The sequence below is a fragment of the Oceanirhabdus seepicola genome (assembly GCF_023684385.1).
Classification (GTDB): Bacteria; Bacillota; Clostridia; order Clostridiales; family Clostridiaceae; genus Oceanirhabdus; species Oceanirhabdus seepicola.
The window spans coordinates 412,307-432,269 of record NZ_JAGSOJ010000002.1; the positions used below are offsets into that span (position 1 = coordinate 412,307).

Genomic DNA, 19,963 nt, shown 5'->3' on the forward strand with positions numbered 1-19,963 from the left:
TGGTATAATATGGAATGAGAAAGTGGTAAATATTATTTTAAGAATATACTATTAAATTATTTGAATTGGGAAATTTTATAAATGATTTTATTTTTTATAAAGTTTTAGCAAAAAACCCCCTGACTTATTATGGGTACCATCGTATATATTTATGGAAGTGGTAATATATATAATTTTGAAAAGAGGTGTAGTTATGTTTAAAAAGAAAATAGTAGCATTACTTACGTGTTTTTTTGTAGCTTCAACTGCAATGGCAACTAATGCGTATGCAATAAAATCTAAAGAATTAGCTACTACAAAACAAACAATAGAGAGTAGAGAAGTTGAAGGAATGTTAGTAACAGACGGGTATGTGGCACAAAAGAGTGGCAATTATATTGCTGTTATAGGTGAAGCTGTAGAAGGGGCAAACAATAAGATAATATTAAACATTGATGATAAAACTGCAATAGTAGATACTAGAGGAAATAAATTAAGTAAGGATAAAATAAAAAAAGGTTCAGCTGTTGAAGTTGTTTATGAAGAAAAGGAAACAAATAGTGTAATACCATTTGTAACTGCTAAAAAAGTTATTGTAAAAAATGGAATAGGAAGAGAAGGAACTGTTTTAGAAATTAGAGAAAGTAGTAATAGAAATTATTATTTAACTATTGAAGAAAACGAAGAAGATTATGAGAGTGAGTATACTTTAATAATTGGACAAAGTACAGAATTAGTTGATATTGATGGAGATAAATTAACCATTAATGATATTGAAGAGGGTATGAAGATAGTAGGTATACACAGTACGAGTTCAACAAAGAGTATACCACCGCAATCACGAGCTTATAAAATAATTGTTATGGAGGATATTAAAGAAAATAAACATATAGTAGAAGGAATGGTAGATGTTATTGTAGATCTTGACAATGAAACTGAATCAGATAAAGAAAGATTTTTAACGGTATTAGGAAAAGGTGAAACAGATAATACTGATGGAAATTTAAATATATTTATAACTAAAAGAACTGATATCCGTAATGAATATGGAGTAAAAGTATCTTTAGAAAAAATAAAACATGGCAGCGTTGTAGAGGTTATTTATAGTACAAAAGCAACTGATGATGATCAGGTCGCTCTTGATGCCGAAAAAATAATTGTTAAGAATTTAATTGGAATAAAAGGCGACATTCTTGAAATAAATGATTATGAAGATAATGGATCTATATTAGTAGAAGATAATGAGCATACAAACTCGGATTTACAGATGGTATTAAAATTTGGAGAAAATACTGAGATATTAGATATAAAGGGAAATAAATTAAGTCTTTATGATCTTAATCAGGGGATGGAAATAGTAGGTATTCATAGTAGGACTTCAACAAAGAGTATACCTCCTCAATCACAAGCATACACAGTAATTGTTACTAGTGAGGTTAAAGAAACAAAACAAGCTGTTGAAGGTATGATTTATAATATTCCAAATTCTAATAAAAAGAGAATATCAGTTGTAGGAGAATCATTAACAGGAAATGCACCAAACTTTGTTGATTTATATATTAATAATAATACTGAGATTGTAAATGAACAAGGAGAAGAGTTAGATTTAAGAGAAATAAAAGAAGGGGCAGCTATTCAAGCTGTTTTTGGACAAAGATTAACAAAGAGTTCGATACCAGTAGGTACAGCTTCCAAGATTGTTATTAAAAAAGCAGTAGGTGTAAAAGGTGAAATAATTAATACTAACCTTGGGAAAAACTCTATAGAAATAAAAAATTCAGATAAGTATTTAGATAATATAATATTAAAAATAAATGATAATACAGAGATTGTAGATTTAGAAGGAAAAAAATTAAGTAAATATGATTTAAGTAAAGGTGCAAAGGTTATAGGAATACACAGTTTAGTATCAACAAAAAGCATACCAGCTCAAACAGTAGCATATAAGATTATTGTCTTAGAAAAAGCTGAAGTGGAAGATAAGTATATAGTTGAAGGTATGATTTATAAAATTTCAAATTATAGTAAAAAGAGAATTTCAATTGTTGGAGAAGCTTTAACAGAAAATGCACCAAACTTTGTTGATTTATATATTAATAATGATACTGAGATTGTAAATGAAGAAGGAGATAAGTTAGATTTAGACGATTTAAAAGAAGATATGGCTATTCAAGCTATCTTTGGAAGAAAACTAACAAAGAGCTCTATTCCAATTGGTACAGCTCAGAAGATTGTCATTAAAAATGCATTAGGAGTTAAAGGTGAAATAAGTTCGACTAACGATAAAAAAACTTATATCGAAATAAAAAAATCAGATTATTTATATGACAGTATAGTATTAAAAATAAATAATGATACAGAGATTGTAGATATAGATGGAAATGAATTAAGTAAAAAAGAATTAACTAAAGGTGCGAAGGTTATAGGAATACACAGTTTAACAATAAATGAAAGTATGCCTCCTCAAACATTAGCATATAGGATTATTGTATTAGAAAAAGCTGAAGTGCAAAATAAGCATATAGTTGAAGGTATGGTTTATAAAGTTAGAGATGACTATAAAACGAGAATATCAATAATGGGAGAAGCTTTAACAAAAAATACACCAAACTTTGTTGATTTATATATTAATGATGATACTGAGATTGTAAATGAACAAGGGAAGAAGTTAGACTTAGATGAAATTAAAGAAGAATCTGTTGTAAAAGCTATCTTTGGACAGCGTTTAACAAAGAGTACTATACCAATTGGTACAGCTGAGAAAATTATTGTTAAAAATGCAGTAGGGATAAAAGGTGAAATTATTGATACTAACAATGATAGAACATTAATTGAAATTGAAAAATCAGATGATGTTTATTATAATACAGTATTAAAGGTTAATGATAATACAGAGATTATAGATATTAATGGAGAAGAATTAAGTAAATCAGATTTAAATGAAGGTGCAGTTGTTATAGGTATACACAGTATAACAACAAATAGCTGGACATCTGAATCATTAGCTTATAAGATAATTGTTTTAGAACTAAGTGATGATGAACATGATGATGACGACGATGATGATGATGATGATGATGATGATGATGATGATGATTACGACGATGACGATCACGATTATAAGTCAGAAATGTATATAATGGGATATGCTTCTGCTTATGAGAAACATGGAGATATGATGATTCGCGTAAGAAATCAAAGTAATGGAAAAGGTAAAGTAAAGGAAGTTATATTAGAAATCGATAAAAGTACTGAAATAGTAGATGTTCAAGGAAATAAAGTAACAGTTGAACAATTATTAAGCAGTGGTAAAAAAGTAAAAGTTTATTTCAAAGCTAGTGAATCAAGAAATGGTACTGTGGAAGGTAAAGCAAAGAAAATAGTGGTTCAAGGAAAACCTGTAAGTCCTGGTAAAGGTCATGGTAATGGTAATGGCAAAGGTAATAAGAAAAAATAAAAGTTAAGGAATCCTCACAGAAACGTGGGGATTTTTTTTACTCTATAGGAAATTATAAAATTTTAAAACTGTGGATAAGTTATTGATTAAATAAATATTCGAATAAAAGAAGTCTTTATAGAGTAAAAAAATGAAGGGGTTGTAGGGGAAGTATTCCCCTGCTGGTTTAAGGAGGGGGCTCAGCAACGACAGTTGCGTCGAGGGGAACCATAGGGTTCCCTAGCGAAGCGCGAAGCGCCTTTTTGATATAAAGAACAAAATCGTATTGAAAGTAAGATTTTTTAGAAGATTATATAAAAAATTCTAGCTTTTATGAAGTTTTAACAAAAAAAACCATAATTTATTAGGGGTGCTATCGTATATATTTATGCAAGTGGTAATATATATAATTTTGAAAAGAGGTGTAGATATGTTTAAAAACAAAATATTATTATTACTTACGTGTTTTTGTGTGTTTTTAACTTCAGTGGTGGTTAATGCAGAGGCATTAACAGCAAAAAACTTGTCTGACATGAATAAAATAATAGCGAGAAGACAAATTCAAAAAGTATTATCAACAGATGGATATGTAGCAGAAAAGAGTGGAGATTATATTATTGTTGTTGGTGAGAGCGAGGAAGGGGCATACAATGAGTTAATATTATTTATTGATGATGAAACAGAAATAATAGATACTAAAGGTAATAAACTAAGTAAGAATAAAATAAAAAACAGATCAGCTGTTGAAGTGGTTTATAAAGGAGAGGAAACAAATAGCTTCTTACCATGTGTAATTGCCAAAAAAGTGATTATTAAAGATGGGGTAGGAATAGAAGGAACTGTTTTAGATATAAGAAAAGCAGATAATAACAGCTATTATTATTTAACTATTCAAGAGAATAAAAAGAAGTATACTTTTATAATTAAAGAGAATACAAAATTAATTGATAAAGATGGAAATAAATTATCTATTTATGATATTGAAAAGGACATGAATATAGTAGGTATACACCATATGAATTCAACAACTAGTATCCCATCAAAATCTTATCCTTTTAAGATAATTGTCATGGAGGATATTAAGGAAAATAAAAATATACTTGAAGGAATGGTATATGATATTGTAGATATTAAGAATAAAACAGGGTCAAAGCTTAATAGAGAAGCATATTTAAGGGTATTAGGAAAATGTAAAACAGATGATATAAATGGAAAGCTAAATGTATATATAACTAAAAGTACTAATATTACTAATGAAAATGGAGTGAAAGTAGCTTTAAAAAATATTAAAAAGGGTAGTGTTGTAGAAATAATTTATACTACAAAATCAAGTGATAATAAACAGGGTACTCCTAATGCGGAAAAAATTATTATTAAGAATTCAAATGGGATTAAAGGAAATATTCTTAAAATAAGTGAATATGGAGAAAAGCCAAGCATATTAGTTAGTGGTTATCATCAAGGCAATAATTATACTCAAATGGAATTAATTCTAGAAAAGAACACTGAAATATTTGATATAAAAGGAAAAAAATTAAGTATTCATGATCTTAATAAAGGTATGCAGTTAGTAGGTATTCATGGTAAGGTTTCCACAAGTAGGTCAAAACATCAATCACTAGCCTATACAATAATTGTTACTAGTGAGGTTAAAGATACAAAAGTAACTGTTGAAGGTATGATTTATAATATTCCATATTCAAATAAAAAGAAGATATCAATTGTAGGAGAGGCATTAACAGAAAATGCACCTAATTATATTGATTTATATATTAATAGTAATACAGAGATTGTTAATGAAGAAGGACAAAAGTTAGGGTTAAATGAAATAAAAGAGGGTGCTGCTATTCACGCTGTTTTTGGACAAAAGTTATCAAATAATAAGATACCCACTGGCAAAGCTGAAAAAATAATTATCAAAAAAGCATTAGGGATAAAAGGCGAAATTATCAATATGAATTGTAAGGCAACCTTTATTGAGGTAGAAAAATCAGACAATCATTATGATAATATCATATTAAAAATAAATGATGATACAGAGATTGTAGATTTAGAAGGGAAAAAATTAAGTAAAGTTGATTTATGTAAAGGTACAAAGGTTATTGGAATACACAGTTTATCTGCAACAAGAAGTATACCACCTCAAACAGTAGCATATAAGATTATTGTTTTAGAGAAAGGAAAAGAGGAAATCGAGCATATAGTTGAAGGTATGGTTTACAAAGTATCTGATTACTATAAAAATCGAATATCAATTGTAGGAGAAGCTTTAACTGAAAAGACTCCAAACAATGTTCATTTATATATTGATAATAGTACTGAGATTATAAACGAACATGGAGACAGATTATATTTAGAGGATATTAAAGAGGATTATGTTGTTAAAGCTATCTTTGGAAAGAGGTTAACGAAGAACACTATACCAAGCCACAGAGCTGAAAAGATTATTATTAAAGATGCTTTATCTGTAAAAGGTGAAATCAGTGATACTAACGATGATAGAACATTGATTGAAATTGAAGAAGCAGAAAAATACTATGATAATATTGTATTAAAGCTTGATAAGAATACTGAGATTATAGATATTAATGGAGAAGAATTAAGTAAATCAGATTTAAATGAAGGTGTAGAAGTTATAGGTATATATAGTATACCTATAATAAATAGGAGACAATTTGAGTCATTAGCTTATAAGATAATAATTTTAGGACAAAGTGATTATGATGGCTATTATGACTATTATGACGACGATGACGATGACTATTATGACTACTACGATGATTATTATGACGATGATTTTATGTCAGAAATTTTTATAAAGGGATATTCATGTTTTTATGATGATTTCAGGGATATTATGATTCGAGTAATAAATCAATGCAATGGAAAAAGAGAAATAAATGAAGTAAATGAAATAATATTAGAAATTCTTGAACAACTGGAATAGTAAATGTTCAAGGAAAAGGAATCTCCACAGAAATGCGGGGACCTTTTTTGTAAATAATATACATCGGATATGAACAGAGCTTAATGTATTTCATAATCATGGAATTCCGCTTCTTACATGGAATGTAATGATAAAAATAGATGCAATAATTAAATTATGGAAGATTGGATATGACATTTTAATGGTTAAAAGTGACACTTAAAAATAAAAAATGAATAATTTGAGTGAATGTAGTGAAAATAACCTTATTATATGATATAATGGACTTAATTAAGGGATAAGAATTACGAGGAGGATGTTTTTATGAAAAGTAAAACCAAGAGTAAGGGGAGTAATAAACATGTAACAGCAATAATATTGCTATTAACTGTAGTACTAATGGCGTTAATTGCTAATTATATAGTTCTTCCAGTATACTCAATTAGCTATTTTGGAAGTATAATTTGTTTGATAATACTTTCAATACCTATAGGGGGAGTAATTTGGTTATACACAAAGAAGGGATTCTTAGCAGCTATACTACCAGGAATATTAATCCTTTTAATGGTATTTAACATAATTATTTCAACTGGGATAGTTAGTGGAGGAAAGAAAAGAGCTATTATTGGAGAAATCAAAAATAAAGAATTCTCTACTGAAATATCTCCGATAGATTTATCACAGCTACCAACAATTGATCAAGCTTTAGCTAAAAATCTTGGAGATAAGAAATTAGGTGAACAGGTGGCATTAGGAAGTCAGGTAACATTAGGTGAATTTACACAGCAGAATGTGAATGATAAACTATATTGGGTAGCACCGTTACTTCATTCAGGATTCTTTAAGTGGAATAGTAATAAAGAAGGTACACCAGGTTATATTATGATAAGTGCAACAAATCAGATGGATGTGAAATTGGTTCAAGAGGTAAATGGTGAGAAGACTAAAATTAAATATCAACCAAATGCTTATTTTGGAGATGATTTAGCAAGACATATATATTCAGCAGGATTTAAGAATATTGGACGTACAGATTATTCTTTTGAGTTAGATGATACAGGAAGACCATACTGGATAGTTACTAAGTATGAAAATACTATAGGATTCTCAGGTGCTAAGGTTACAGGTGTTATCAGCGTAGATGCTCAAACAGGAGAAATCAATGATTATAATTTAGATAATATTCCTTCATGGGTGGATAGAGTTATCCCTGTTGGTTTCGTTATGAACCAACTTGATGATTGGGGTCGATATATTCATGGGTGGTGGAATCCATCAGATAAGGATGTTGTTCAGACAACAAAGGGATACAATATTGTATATAATGATGGAGAATGTTTCTATTACACAGGTATGACATCTGCTGGTGCAGACGAGTCAACAATAGGATTTATGCTTACAAATACAAGAACAAAGGAAACAACTTTTTATAAGGTTTCTGGTTCTCATGAATACGCAGCAATGGAATCTGCTGAAGGGCAAGTTCAGGAGAAGGAATACTCAGCAACATTCCCTATACTAATAAATATAGATGGCCAAGCAACTTACTTTATGACATTGAAGGATAAGAAAGGTCTTGTGAAACTATACGCTATGGTTAACGTTAGAGATTATAGTGTAGTTGGTGTAGGTGAATCACTTAATAAAACTAAATCAAATTACATTAAAAAACTTAAAAATCGTGGTGATTGGCAGACACTTCAAAATAGTAGTGATGAGGTAACAGAAATTGGTACGGTTCATAGAATTGGAACATCTGTAATTGAGGGCACAACTTACTACTACATTGTAACAGTTGAAAATGGGGATAAGATATTTATCACATCTCTTAATATGAGTAGTGAATTACCACTTACAAGAGAGGGAGATAAAATAACATTCACATACTATAAGAATGAAAATTCTAGCATTGACCTTGTGAATTTTGATAACCTTGAGTTATCACAGATTAAATCTGAAGATGAGCAAAATATTATTGATGAAAATGATAAGTTAGAAGAAGAGAAAAAGAATTAGATTAAAATAAAGGAATCACCCTTGGGAGGAATACCTCAGGGGTGATTCTTTTATATAGTTTATATAGATAAATAGCTCGCTTTTTTAGAATAATGTTGAAAATACTTGATGAAATTTTTCAACATCTTTTTAAAAAAGAGAACTATTTAATTTTTTTTGTTGACCATTACGTTACGTAACCCATTACAATAATTTTGAGTAGGAATTTAACATCTACTTGTAGAATTAAATAATTATTGGAAGGTGAAGGGAATGGGGGAAAATAATATGTACAATGAAAATCAGTTATATACTGCTGGGAGATTCGCGCAGAAGGCAGGTGTATCATTAAGGACTGTAAGATATTATGATGAGAAGGGGTTACTTAAACCCACAAGCTATAATGAAGCTGGATACAGGTTATATGATGGAGAGAAATTTGAGAGGTTACAAAGAATACTAACATTAAAATATCTAGGCTTTTCCCTAGATGAGATAAAAGATCTTGTTGATCAAGAGATGAAGGTTGATAGAGCAATTCATATTCAGAAGGAAGCTGTTAAGCAGAAGATTTCACAGATGGAAAGTATTTTAAAGGCTTTAAATTCTGCAGAGGATATGTTCAATGGTGAATTGGTAGAAACTGATGAGATACAGTGGGAGAAATTCACTGATGTAATCAAGGCAATAAATTTAGAAGAACAGATTTTGAATCAATTCATAAATTCATCTAGACTTGAATGTAGGATAGACTTTCATGAGAGGTTTGGCCACGACAAGAGAGGGTTTCACAAGTGGATATTTGATAGAATAGATTTTGGAGATAAGAATATTAAAATACTTGATATTGGTTGTGGTGATGGAAGCATTTGGTTGAAAAATAAGGATAGAATACCTAAAGGATGTACCATAGTACTGAGCGATATGTCTCAAGGAATGATTGAAAAGGCGAAAGAGAATCTAAAAGGAGTAGATGGAGAATTCCAGTTTAGAATAGCTAATGTCAATAATTTGCCATTTAAGGATGAAGAGTTTGATATAGTAATGGTGAACTATGTTCTTCAGTTTGTAGAGGATAGAACTAAGGCATTTAAGGAAATTAAGAGAGCACTTAAAAAAGAAGGAACATTTTATACTAGCACATTTTCAAGGAAGCATATGAAAGAGCTGCGTGAAACACTTAGAGAGGTTAATGAGAATGTGAAACTCACACTAGGCGATACTACTACTAGGTTCGTAATTGAGAACGCTGAAGAACAGATTAAAGAAGTATTTTGTAAAGTAGAGATGGATAAATATGAAGGTTCTCTTAGAGTTGATGATACTCAAAGTATATTAAATTATATGTTCTCCACATCAGCCAATATTAATGAAGTGTTAAATAAAAAGGAGCTTAAAACTTTAAGAAATAAGTTTCAATCTGTAATTGAAGAAGAAGGGTATTTTCATATTACTAAGGAGACTGGTTTGTTTAAGTGTAGGAATCAACAGGAGCATGAAAAATAGCTATAATAATTGGAGGCATTATATGTATCAGCAAATGACAGAATTAAAAAATAGAATAAAAAATATAAATGGTGGTAAGGTTTTGGATATTGCAACTGGACAAGGTGTTTTTTTGAAAACGTTACTTCAAAATATAAATTCTTATGAGGTTGCTTTTGGCTGCGATATCTCAAAAGAAGATTTGGAAATTGCTAAAAATAATTTAGAAGATGAGAATGTACATCTTATATTAGGAAAGGAAGATGCTTTATTCTTTCTAGATGGTGAATTTGATTTGGTTACTATTTCAAATGGACTTCATCATTTTAAAAATGTTGACAGCATTATAAGTGAAGCTATTAGAGTTTTAAAGCCAAATGGTTTATTACTTATTAATGAAATGTTGTCTAATGATTTATCCGAACCACAATTAACTCATAAAAAATTTCATGATTTTTCAATGAGAGTTGGAAAGCTCTTTGGAGAGTCGGGCAATTCTACAGCCTATACAGATAAAGAGGTAAAAAGGTTATTTGAGATTGATAGGAATAGTTTAAAATTGATTGAACAATGTATACATGAAGAAGATAAAACAAACTTTATAAATGAAGAGGAAATAGAAAGAGTTAGTAAAGTAATAGACGAAAGAGTACATAGTATATCAACTTTATCGGAATATGACAAGTTAAAAAGAGATGGAGAGCAAATAAAAGCTAGATTAAGAGAATTTGGAATACACAGATCAAAGCATATTTTTTTATTGTACAAAAAGTAATAAATGGAAACTATCTTAACATTACTTTTGATAGAAGAAAAACAGAAATGTCACATATTATAAGTTCAATAGTAAAAGGTGTTGAGATAAAAGATCTTATTATTGAGGATATGAATGTTGAGGAGATTATTAAGAGTATATATGAAAAAAATAGTTGATGCTTAAATAAAGGATTATGAGTACAATTGTATTCATAATCCTTCAATTATTTATAAGCGTTGTTTATTTTTTTCATGTATCTAATTCATATTAAAAGACTCACCAAGATTTGATAATGCATCGCCAAATATAGCTTTTGTTAAGGTTTCATCAGCAACAACTTTCCACTCTCCATCAACTTTTTTACAGTTTATTTCAACTGTTCTTTTAGCGGAATTGAACTGATTGTCTTTAATAGCTTCTTCGATTTTTTTTGTAAGTTCCTTTTGTACTGCATCTTCATCTAAACCAGAGAAACTTAATGCAATAGCTTCCTGCATCATAAACCCTATGAACTCAGTGAAATCAATCATTTCGAGTTCAACCGTAGCTACAGCTTTATCACCATCTACCTCTGTATCAGTTATTTTGAATTTCATATCTGAAAATATTGGAGCGAATGTTTCATCACCTTCTGATTCATTAAACATATCAGTAGAACCAGTTATTGATTTAGAGATTTTATCTGTATCAAAATCTTTTAAAGCAGTTAGAGTAGTTTTTACTGCAGATGATGGATCATCACTTGAAGATTTTTGACCACAACCAACCATTAAGGTTAAAGTCATCATTAAAGCAATAGAAAAACATAATATTCTTTTCATTTCAAATACCCCCTTATATAATACATCAACATATATCATATACCAAAATGTGGATAAAATCAACAGAAATAAGATAAAATTACAATTTAGATAACTTTTCCTTTTTATATACGTATAGATGATATATGGATATATAAGGGTATTGATTTAACATTAGGTGTATGAAAATAAATTTTGGAGGTTTTGATATGAAAAAGAAGGTTTTGTTAGCTATTATGGTGGCTGTTACTTTCATTGTTAGTTCTTGTGGAAATAGTTCTAGAAATAATAATGCATTAAATAGTGTAAAAGATACTAATGATTATGAGGTTGCAAGCAATAGCATTATTAGTGAGGAAAGTACTCAAGGGAAAACAAATGAAAAAAAGGAAGAGAATGATAATGATGGTGCAACGGAGAATATTGCCTATGATAAGATTGATGAACTGGAAGTAAGTCAAAACATAGTAAATGAAAATATGGCAAATGTTAATTGTTCAAATGAAAAGAATAAAGCAGTTGTTAATTATATAAGTCAAAATAGCGAAGAATATGGAATATTTGAGGAGAATGGTATCAAGGGTGTCTCCACAGAGCCACTATCTACATTCTCTATTGATGTTGACACAGCATCATACAGTAATATGAGAAGATTTCTTATGGATGGATTGTTACCTCCTAAAGATTCCATTAGAATTGAAGAGCTGGTAAATTATTTCACATATGATTACAATGAGCCATATGGAGATAAACCTGTTGAAATATATGGAGAGATTGGGGAATGTCCTTGGAATTCTAATAGGTATCTTGCTAAGATAGGACTTAAGGCAAAGGAAATCCATATTGAGGAGACGAAGGAGAACAATTTGGTATTTTTAATAGATGTTTCAGGATCTATGGAAGATGAAGATAAGTTACCATTGTTAAAGAATGCTTTTAAAATGCTTGTGAAGAATTTAAGAGAGGAAGACAGAGTATCTATCGTAGTATATGCAGGAGCATCAGGGGTTGCGCTTATGCCTACCTCAGGAGCTAATAAGGAAAGAATAATAGAAGTTCTTGATAAGTTATATGCTGGTGGATCAACAGCTGGAGGAGAGGGGATAGAGCTTGCGTACAGTATGGCTAAGAATAACTTTATAGAGAATGGAAATAATAGGGTTATATTAGCAACGGATGGGGATTTCAATGTAGGAATGAGCAGTGAAATAGAACTTGAAAATTTGATTGAAGAGAAAAGGAAAGAAGGTATATTTCTTAGTGTGCTAGGCTTTGGAGAAGGAAATATTAAAGATTCAAAGATGGAAATTTTAGCAGACAAAGGAAATGGAAACTATGCATATATTGATTCAATAATGGAGGCAAAGAAAGTTCTTGTTAATGAGATGGGAGCTACATTATATACTGTTGCTAAAGATGTGAAGCTTCAGGTTGAGTTTAATCCTTCTAAAGTGAAGGGGTATAGATTGGTAGGTTATGATAATAGACGATTAAATAATGAAGATTTTAACGATGATACTAAAGATGCAGGGGAGATGGGGGCTGGACACACAGTTACTGCATTCTATGAAATAATACCATACGATTCAGAAGAAGAAGTTCCGGGAGTAGATTCATTAAAGTATCAGAAGAATGTAAGTAATGAGAGTAATGAATGGTTAAATGTTAAGTTGAGATATAAACATCCAGAAAAGAGTAGCAGTGAACTTATAACTAGAGCTATAGGAGAGGGGGAACTGAAGTATAATAATAGCACTGATTTTAATTTCGCAAGTGCTGTGGTGGAGCTTGGATTGATACTGAAGGATTCAGAATACAAAGGAAAGTCATCAGTAGATGATATTATAAACCGAGCTAGAAAAGGTAAGGGAATAGATGTAAATGGGTATAGAGCTGAATTTATAAAATTGGCTGAACTCGTTAAAGAGCTTAGGTGATTTTAAGTATAGAGAAAAGATCAAAATCCGTGATAACAGTGTACAAAACAATACTCATAAGTTACAATGATATGAGTTGAAGATAATTAATGTACAATTGAGGAGATGAGATGATGGATTACAGCAAAATGGAATTCAAAAAAGTTATTGAAAGAATAAATGCTTTATATAATAAAAGTAAAAATGAAGGGCTAACAGAAGAAGAAAAAAAAGAGCAGGCTGAGATAAGAAAATATTACATTAGTGTTATTAAAGGTAATTTCAAATGTAATCTCAATAAAGTTGAAAAAACTAATAAGGCAAGTTCGAATAAATCAAAATAGGGAATATAAACTATTGTTATTTAACCTCATTTCATGTTGAAATGAGGTTTTTTATTATTAATGAAATTAAAAAAAATTTCTTAATAAATTATCACATGTAATTGTGCGTATAGCAACTTATTACACGATTGTATAAAATTAAACCAGTTCAATTTCTTAATAGTGAAAAAGTTTAATGAAAAAGTATAAAAAATATATTTAGTTTTTTATTACTTAAAAAAATTTAAATATATATACTATTTTTGAAAATAAATGTTTATATATGGGTATGCTTGGGGTATAATGTATTATGTGTAAGGAAAAATTGTTTATTTGTTTTTGGGGGTACTATGAGTATAAATAAAAGCAGAAATAAAAGGATTCATTTAGTTATAGTTGGCTTTTTAATTGCAATAATAACATTCACCATAGCATATGGATTCATGCATATAAAATTAAGAAAGACTCAGGAAGAACAATTTAATTTTGTTGCATCTTCCTTTAAAATACCAATTGAAGAGTATTATAATATTGCTTCTGAAAAGGAAATGGAAATTGAAAGGCAGCTATATTATGTATTAAAAGACATGAATGAAGAATTGAAGGAAATTCCGTTTCAGCATATAAGTGATGAACTCATATTAGAATTGAAAGATAAATATGGACTAGCAGAATTAGCTTTCCTTGAAAGTAGGGAAGATGGCGAGATAATTATCAGTAAATCATCTATAAAAGATGAAGAAGGTACTAAAACATCAAAATGGGGATATTGGTTTGATGCATTCACTCAACTATTTGATAAAAAGGAAGTTTCAATAGGAAGAGGATACAGTAAAGGTGGATATTGGATAGGTCCCAAATCATATGCCTATGTTAATTATAAGCAGAATAAGATGAAAAAGTATTATAAATTTGCTTATTACTATAATGAAGAACAAGGATATTTAATAAACGGGATAATTGAAGAGGAAAAGTATAATGAATACGGAACAACTGCATTAAATAATCTATTGGATGAATTTACAAATAGAGTGGATGGTATTAATGAAATATGCCTTGTTAATGCAGAGTATTGGAAAGATTTTTGTGATAAAAAATCAAATGATCCTTTTGTTTTATATGGGAATATGATCCCTAGAGATTTTTTAGCTATGAACATATCCCCCTATGATATAAACCTTGAAAAAGATATGGAATTCATAAATACATCATTATATGGTAAAAAGGTGTGTGCAGTATTTATTCCCATAAGTAAGGAGTTATATATAAGTCTAATTTTGAAAAAAAACTTTTTCGCATATTATGACTTCAAGGTTCTGGCTATATTTTTATTGATATGCCTTATAATGAGCTTGAGTATAGGTGCATGTGTTAAAAATAAGCTTGAAAAGTATGAAAATCTACTTGAAGTTGAGAAGAGTAGGCTTGAGGTTATTGAGGAGTTCAAAGATGCTGTTTCTAATGTGCCAGATTGCATATTTAGATATAAAGTTATAGATAATAAAATGTATCTCACTTATAAGGATGGTAGAACCATATCAGATGAGAATTATGTGCCCTTAGAAGGGGAACTTATACCTATGGAAGATAAGATGGATTTGGATTTTATAAATAAGAATAAGACTAAATTGATGAAAGCATACATTCTAGGTGAGAAACAAAATTTTGAATATGTTATGAATGAAAAAATTGTAGATGTAATATTGATACCTATTAAAAACAAGACTAATGAAGGACATTGTGTTAGTGAAGTTGTGGGATTTGTAAATGACATTACTAAGTATATGAAGGATAATAAAGATTCTGTGTACAAGGCTTATCATGATGAGCTTACAGGTACATATAATAGATATATGTTAAATAAGGATTTTCAAAGCTTCAGAGAAGAATTTCAACAGTTTGAACTTTTATATCTGGATTTGGATGGATTTAAATGTGTAAATGATAAGCTCGGTCATAAAACTGGTGATAAAATACTAAAGAATATAGTTGAGAGACTTAAGGGAGTACTTGTAGAGGAGAGAATATACAGAGTTGGAGGAGATGAATTCGTTATTCTAGCAAAATATAGTGACAAGGATGAGAATTCTAATTTGGTACAAAAGATAATAAACTCTGTTAAGATGAATATTGATGTTGAAGGGGATTCCATCGAGTTAGGGGTAAGTGTTGGAAGAGCAAAGTACCCAGAAGATGGAACAACAAGAGAAGAATTGTTGAGAATTTCAGATGAGAAAATGTATTCAGTTAAAAATTTAAAGAGATAGTTATAAAACAACACCCTATGGTTCCATAGGGTGTTGTTTTATAAAGAAAAAGCATTGCATACAATAAAAATGATAAGTTATAATAATCATAAGGTAAAAAAAGGAAGAAGGTGTTTGTTATGGGAGATAATATTGATAAGAGAGATACCAACGGAAAAGATGAAGAGATAAAAAATGAATCAATACATGATGAATCGATACAAGAAGAAACTTTACAAGATGAAGAGAAGAAGGATATAGTCAAGGTTGAAAATGAACTCATTATTATTGAGAATACAGAAAAACACACTTTTTTCAGCTATATTAGTTTATTGGTGAAAGGAGATGTGATTAAAAAGAGTATTATTAGCGCTATTGTAGCAATAATGATATCCTTAGTTCTCAGTTTTTGTACATCTAATTTTTTCATGGTAGGAGTAAATGAATTTTTAGAAGGAGAAGAAAAAGCATTTCAGGAGATGAGTATAAAGAGTAATGTTAGGATAAAATCTCTAGATATTTATAATTTGAGCTATATGAACAGAGGAAAATTGGATTATTCTATTAAAAAACTTGACAGTAGTGGATCAGTTTCAGGAGGAAAGGTAGATATTAAAATATCTATTATGATGCTTCTACTAATACCATTTATAGCTTTTGGTATTAGTAATATACCTCTTTATAGAAATAAAAATTCAACAAGGGAGAATCTAAAATATTACATTGCTACATCGATTTTCGTAAGTGTCTTTTCTACTGTATTTATTATTCTTTCAATTAAGAATGCATCTTTCAGAGATGATATATATTTGAATATACACTTTATAGCAAAATTTGCATATGATTTCTTGGGAAATATACTTAACGTATTTATTGTTTCATTAGTAATACAGTTAGTGTACAGTAAGATTATAAAGAAAGAAAGAGGAAACATATTCAAAAGAGAATCAGTTAAAGAAAGTATAGATGCTATTAAAGGGGTATTGAAGGATACTTTATTATTAGCGGTTGTACTTGGAGTAATCATATCTGTTTTCGGTGGATTATATATGGGAGGGAGTAATGAGAACAACATAAATTTTATGGAGCTAGTTGTGTTCATTCCAAATATAATAGCATATATATTTTTGTTCTTGTTTGGAATCCCCTTTAAGGGTGAAGCATTTGGAAATCACTTTAATGTTAACCACCTTGAGGTGACAAAGAAGGTTCTGAATGAATCACCTATAAAAAGTGAATATATTGTGATAATAACAATACTAATAGCAATTTATATAGGTTTAAGTCTTATTAAGAATTTAAGTAAGCTATCTAAGAAAAAAAGTCTTTTAAAGTATGGTATTTTCTTGATGATTATTTCAGGGATAAATGTATTCATAGCATATATCTCAAGTAGCTATGGAAGATTTACAGGAGATATTAATAAGTTTCTTGAGATCTTTAAAAAGGTGTCGGTGATAAAAGATACAAGACTTATAAGTAGAGGGGTCTACTTAGGCAGCAATATATTGTATGCACTTGTAAGTACAGTTATCTTATGTGGAATTGCAATTGGTGTGCATATATTGATTTCAAAGGTCTTGAAGCAAGAAGAGTATTTAAAAAAACATAAAAAGAAATTTACCATGATTAAATTGGGGAGTGTTATAGTTATTGCTTTGGCAACTGTAGGTGTTTTACTTTTAATGAGAGGGGATAAGGTATTTGCTAATAATACTACTGCACAAGAAAAAATAACTCAACGGGAATATAAAAAGTTTGAAAAAATAAGTGCAATATCCAATGATGAATTTATTGTTTTAGCTGGTAATACTGTGTACTCAGTAAATGGGGGAAAGGTGAAAATAATATATTCTACATACAGTGATATTATAGATATATCTGTAGGGGAAGAGGGGCATGTTTTAATTCTTAAAGCTCCAGAAGATATGGTTTTGATAAATAAAAAAGGTAAAGAGATTTATTCTGATAAGGTAAAAATGGAATATGAATTTATCAAGAATAATAAATTAGATGATAGAGTTAGTTGGGATTATGACAAAGGGGTTGTAGTGTTTAGAGGAGAAGCTTTTAGACAGATTAATATTAAAAATGGAAGTGTAAATGAATTTAGTGATAGTGAAATGTTTAAATCACAATCTGAAGAACAGCTTAGTGAGATTAAAAAATTTACAGAGAATAATGAGGAAATGAAGAATTTTAGAATAGTTCAAATTGATAACAAGAGAGAGATTATGCTGGTGGAGAATATGAAAGGTGGAGGTTATTTTATATTCAACACCAATACCATGGAAGGTATTAATGTGAGTCAGGATATTATCTTCTTGCTTGCTGAGTATGAGGAGGGGAAGAAGTGATTAAGAATCTAAAGTTTGCAATAAGTTTAATGTGTATAGTACTTTTATTTTCTTCCTGTGGTGCAAAAGTGAGTTCGAATTTTATAATAAAGGAAGATGGTGGAGGAAAGAGAATTGTTTCTGCCAAAATATCGCATGATGATATGAAGAAGGTGAGAGGGGGAGAAGAAGCTCTCATGAAGGTACTCAAAGAGAGTAAACCTGATGATGTAAAGCTATATAAGGTAGCTGATGAGTCTGATGTTATATTGAAGTTTGAAGTGGAGTTTAATGAAAAAACAGAGTATGGGAAAAAAGTTCGAAAGATAATAGGAAAAGAGCACGAGTTTGAGTATGATTATTACGAAGATGCTTTTAGAAAAAACTTTGTAATGTATGAGGAGAATATCAATTATGACCTTATTAAATGGGCTATCGATGCAGTTGAGAGGGCTGAAATAGTAAAAGGGGATTCCAAGGATTTTTATGAGATGGGAGATACAACAGTGGAAACACCGCTTGGGAAATTTACCTTTAGTGGAGCTATTAAGATAGCAGAAAAATCCGAGCATTATATTGAAAATATCAATGTAATAACTAAGTATAAAGATATTGGGGATTTAAATAGAAGGATAGAGATAATATTTAATAAAGAGATACATGACAATATGGATGAGGTAGAGCTATTAAAATATTTCAATAATATTCTCCCGGGATTTGAGAGGCATACATCAGATGAAGAAGTAATATATATGAACACAATAGATATGGTAAAGAGAGATGAAACATACAAACAGATGAATTCTCTTACAGGGGATACTCATAAGCTTCTCATAAAGAGGGGAGAAGAGGAGAATGTTTTTGCTCAGCAGAATAATTTTAAGGAAAGTTTTTCTTTGAGCAATATATCAAATAATCCAGGCACTAAGGTTAGAATAAATTATGCATTGATTTATCCAAAGGAATATGAGTTGAGTAGCAATGGCGAAGAGGAGATATCTAAAGAAGAATACGATGAGAAGCATGATATGATAAATATAAAGTTTTTCAATGAGGTAGCTGTTGATGTAAATATTGATAAAAGTATAAAACTTAAGAGTATTGATTATCATATAGATCTTAATAGTAAGGGTGATGTAACCAAAAGATCTAATTATCTTTTTAATAAAGAGGATTTAAAACTGGTTGAGACGGAAATTGAAGAATTCTTTAAAAGTATTAATAAAGGTAGTAAAAAGTATGAGAGTAGAGATGTAATAGGATTTAGAATCATAGAAGAAAAGAAGTTAAACAATAAGGTTAACATGAAATCAGTAGAGTTGAATAATGAATTACTTCAAGTTTGGGATGGAAAAGGAGCACACATAAATAAGGAGCTTATAAATATTTATGATTGTACATTTATTAGCGATTTTATGGGAGCAAGCATGCCAACAGATAGGATAGAATATACAATAAGTATTCCTGAAAGATTCTATGTAGAATATGGAGAATTTAATGGAAGGGAATTTAAGGATGGGGAACTTTTCTCTTTTGAGAAAGATAAAAAAGAAATTAAATTTGAACTTAATAGTGAGCTTGAGGATTATAATACATTGAGTAATATTACTATGAGGCTAATTGTTTCAAGAGAGAAAAATATAATCGCATTTATATTATTTGGAACACTAATGATTATGTTTATTGGATTCGGAATAATTTTATACAAAAGAAGAAAGAAAGAAAATTTAGAATGATTATTACTATGATGCTTGTGATAAACCT

At 29.6% G+C, this 19,963-nt stretch carries 11 protein-coding genes; 10 read left to right on the top strand and 1 reads right to left on the bottom strand.

What is annotated here, in order from left to right; genetic code table 11:
• The first annotated feature begins 193 nt into the window (after positions 1-193).
• The 5 genes from KDK92_RS09515 to KDK92_RS09535 all read left to right on the top strand — a co-directional run bounded on the left by KDK92_RS09515 (position 194) and on the right by KDK92_RS09535 (position 10,596).
• Entirely contained in the window at positions 194-3,436 is a 3,243-nt protein-coding gene (locus tag KDK92_RS09515) for a hypothetical protein (RefSeq protein WP_250859927.1), read from the top strand.
• Between the two features lie 409 nt (positions 3,437-3,845).
• Entirely contained in the window at positions 3,846-6,362 is a 2,517-nt protein-coding gene (locus KDK92_RS09520) for a hypothetical protein (RefSeq protein WP_250859030.1), read from the top strand.
• Positions 6,363-6,665: 303 nt separating this feature from the next.
• A complete protein-coding gene (locus tag KDK92_RS09525) occupies positions 6,666-8,357 on the top strand; it encodes a cell shape-determining protein (protein ID WP_250859031.1) in 1,692 nt (563 codons plus the stop codon).
• A gap of 267 nt (positions 8,358-8,624) precedes the next feature.
• On the top strand, positions 8,625-9,842 hold the full coding sequence (locus KDK92_RS09530; RefSeq protein WP_250859032.1) for a MerR family transcriptional regulator: 1,218 nt from the start codon (positions 8,625-8,627) through the stop codon (positions 9,840-9,842).
• A gap of 22 nt (positions 9,843-9,864) precedes the next feature.
• The gene (locus KDK92_RS09535; RefSeq protein ID WP_250859033.1) at positions 9,865-10,596 is read left to right on the top strand and encodes a class I SAM-dependent methyltransferase; all 732 of its coding nucleotides are present in this window, start codon (positions 9,865-9,867) and stop codon (positions 10,594-10,596) included.
• 239 nt (positions 10,597-10,835) lie between these two features.
• Here the strand turns inward: KDK92_RS09535 and KDK92_RS09540 are convergent, their stop codons facing one another.
• Positions 10,836-11,399 carry an LptM family lipoprotein gene (locus tag KDK92_RS09540; RefSeq protein WP_250859034.1) on the bottom strand — a complete coding sequence of 188 codons (564 nt, stop codon included), beginning with the start codon at positions 11,397-11,399 and terminating at the stop codon, positions 10,836-10,838.
• 188 nt (positions 11,400-11,587) lie between these two features.
• Between KDK92_RS09540 and KDK92_RS09545 the strand changes: the two genes are divergently transcribed.
• The 5 genes from KDK92_RS09545 (at position 11,588) to KDK92_RS09565 (ending at position 19,935) form a co-directional block, all read left to right on the top strand.
• Complete coding sequence (locus KDK92_RS09545; protein WP_250859035.1) at positions 11,588-13,315, top strand: vWA domain-containing protein; 1,728 nt, start codon at positions 11,588-11,590, stop codon at positions 13,313-13,315.
• 128 nt (positions 13,316-13,443) lie between these two features.
• Complete coding sequence (locus KDK92_RS09550) at positions 13,444-13,638, top strand: DUF896 domain-containing protein (protein WP_250859907.1); 195 nt, start codon at positions 13,444-13,446, stop codon at positions 13,636-13,638.
• A gap of 329 nt (positions 13,639-13,967) precedes the next feature.
• Positions 13,968-15,884 (top strand): GGDEF domain-containing protein, encoded by a 1,917-nt coding sequence (locus KDK92_RS09555; protein WP_250859036.1) that lies wholly within the window; start codon positions 13,968-13,970, stop codon positions 15,882-15,884.
• Positions 15,885-16,003: 119 nt separating this feature from the next.
• A complete protein-coding gene (locus tag KDK92_RS09560; protein ID WP_250859037.1) occupies positions 16,004-18,220 on the top strand; it encodes a hypothetical protein in 2,217 nt (738 codons plus the stop codon).
• Positions 18,217-19,935: a hypothetical protein gene (locus tag KDK92_RS09565; RefSeq protein ID WP_250859038.1), complete on the top strand. Its 1,719-nt coding sequence runs from the start codon at positions 18,217-18,219 to the stop codon at positions 19,933-19,935. Before KDK92_RS09560 ends, KDK92_RS09565 begins: the two co-directional genes overlap by 4 nt.
• Positions 19,936-19,963: the final 28 nt, after the last annotated feature.

Excerpts from the sequence above, each read along its gene's own strand:
- KDK92_RS09515 (WP_250859927.1), top strand. The coding sequence starts at position 194 with ATGTTTAAAAAGAAAATAGTAGCATTACTTACGTGTTTTTTTGTAGCT.
- KDK92_RS09520 (WP_250859030.1), top strand. The coding sequence starts at position 3,846 with ATGTTTAAAAACAAAATATTATTATTACTTACGTGTTTTTGTGTGTTT.
- KDK92_RS09525 (WP_250859031.1), top strand. The coding sequence starts at position 6,666 with ATGAAAAGTAAAACCAAGAGTAAGGGGAGTAATAAACATGTAACAGCA.
- KDK92_RS09530 (WP_250859032.1), top strand. The coding sequence starts at position 8,625 with ATGTACAATGAAAATCAGTTATATACTGCTGGGAGATTCGCGCAGAAG.
- KDK92_RS09535 (WP_250859033.1), top strand. The coding sequence starts at position 9,865 with ATGTATCAGCAAATGACAGAATTAAAAAATAGAATAAAAAATATAAAT.
- KDK92_RS09540 (WP_250859034.1), bottom strand. The coding sequence starts at position 11,399 with ATGAAAAGAATATTATGTTTTTCTATTGCTTTAATGATGACTTTAACC.
- KDK92_RS09545 (WP_250859035.1), top strand. The coding sequence starts at position 11,588 with ATGAAAAAGAAGGTTTTGTTAGCTATTATGGTGGCTGTTACTTTCATT.
- KDK92_RS09550 (WP_250859907.1), top strand. The coding sequence starts at position 13,444 with ATGGAATTCAAAAAAGTTATTGAAAGAATAAATGCTTTATATAATAAA.
- KDK92_RS09555 (WP_250859036.1), top strand. The coding sequence starts at position 13,968 with ATGAGTATAAATAAAAGCAGAAATAAAAGGATTCATTTAGTTATAGTT.
- KDK92_RS09560 (WP_250859037.1), top strand. The coding sequence starts at position 16,004 with ATGGGAGATAATATTGATAAGAGAGATACCAACGGAAAAGATGAAGAG.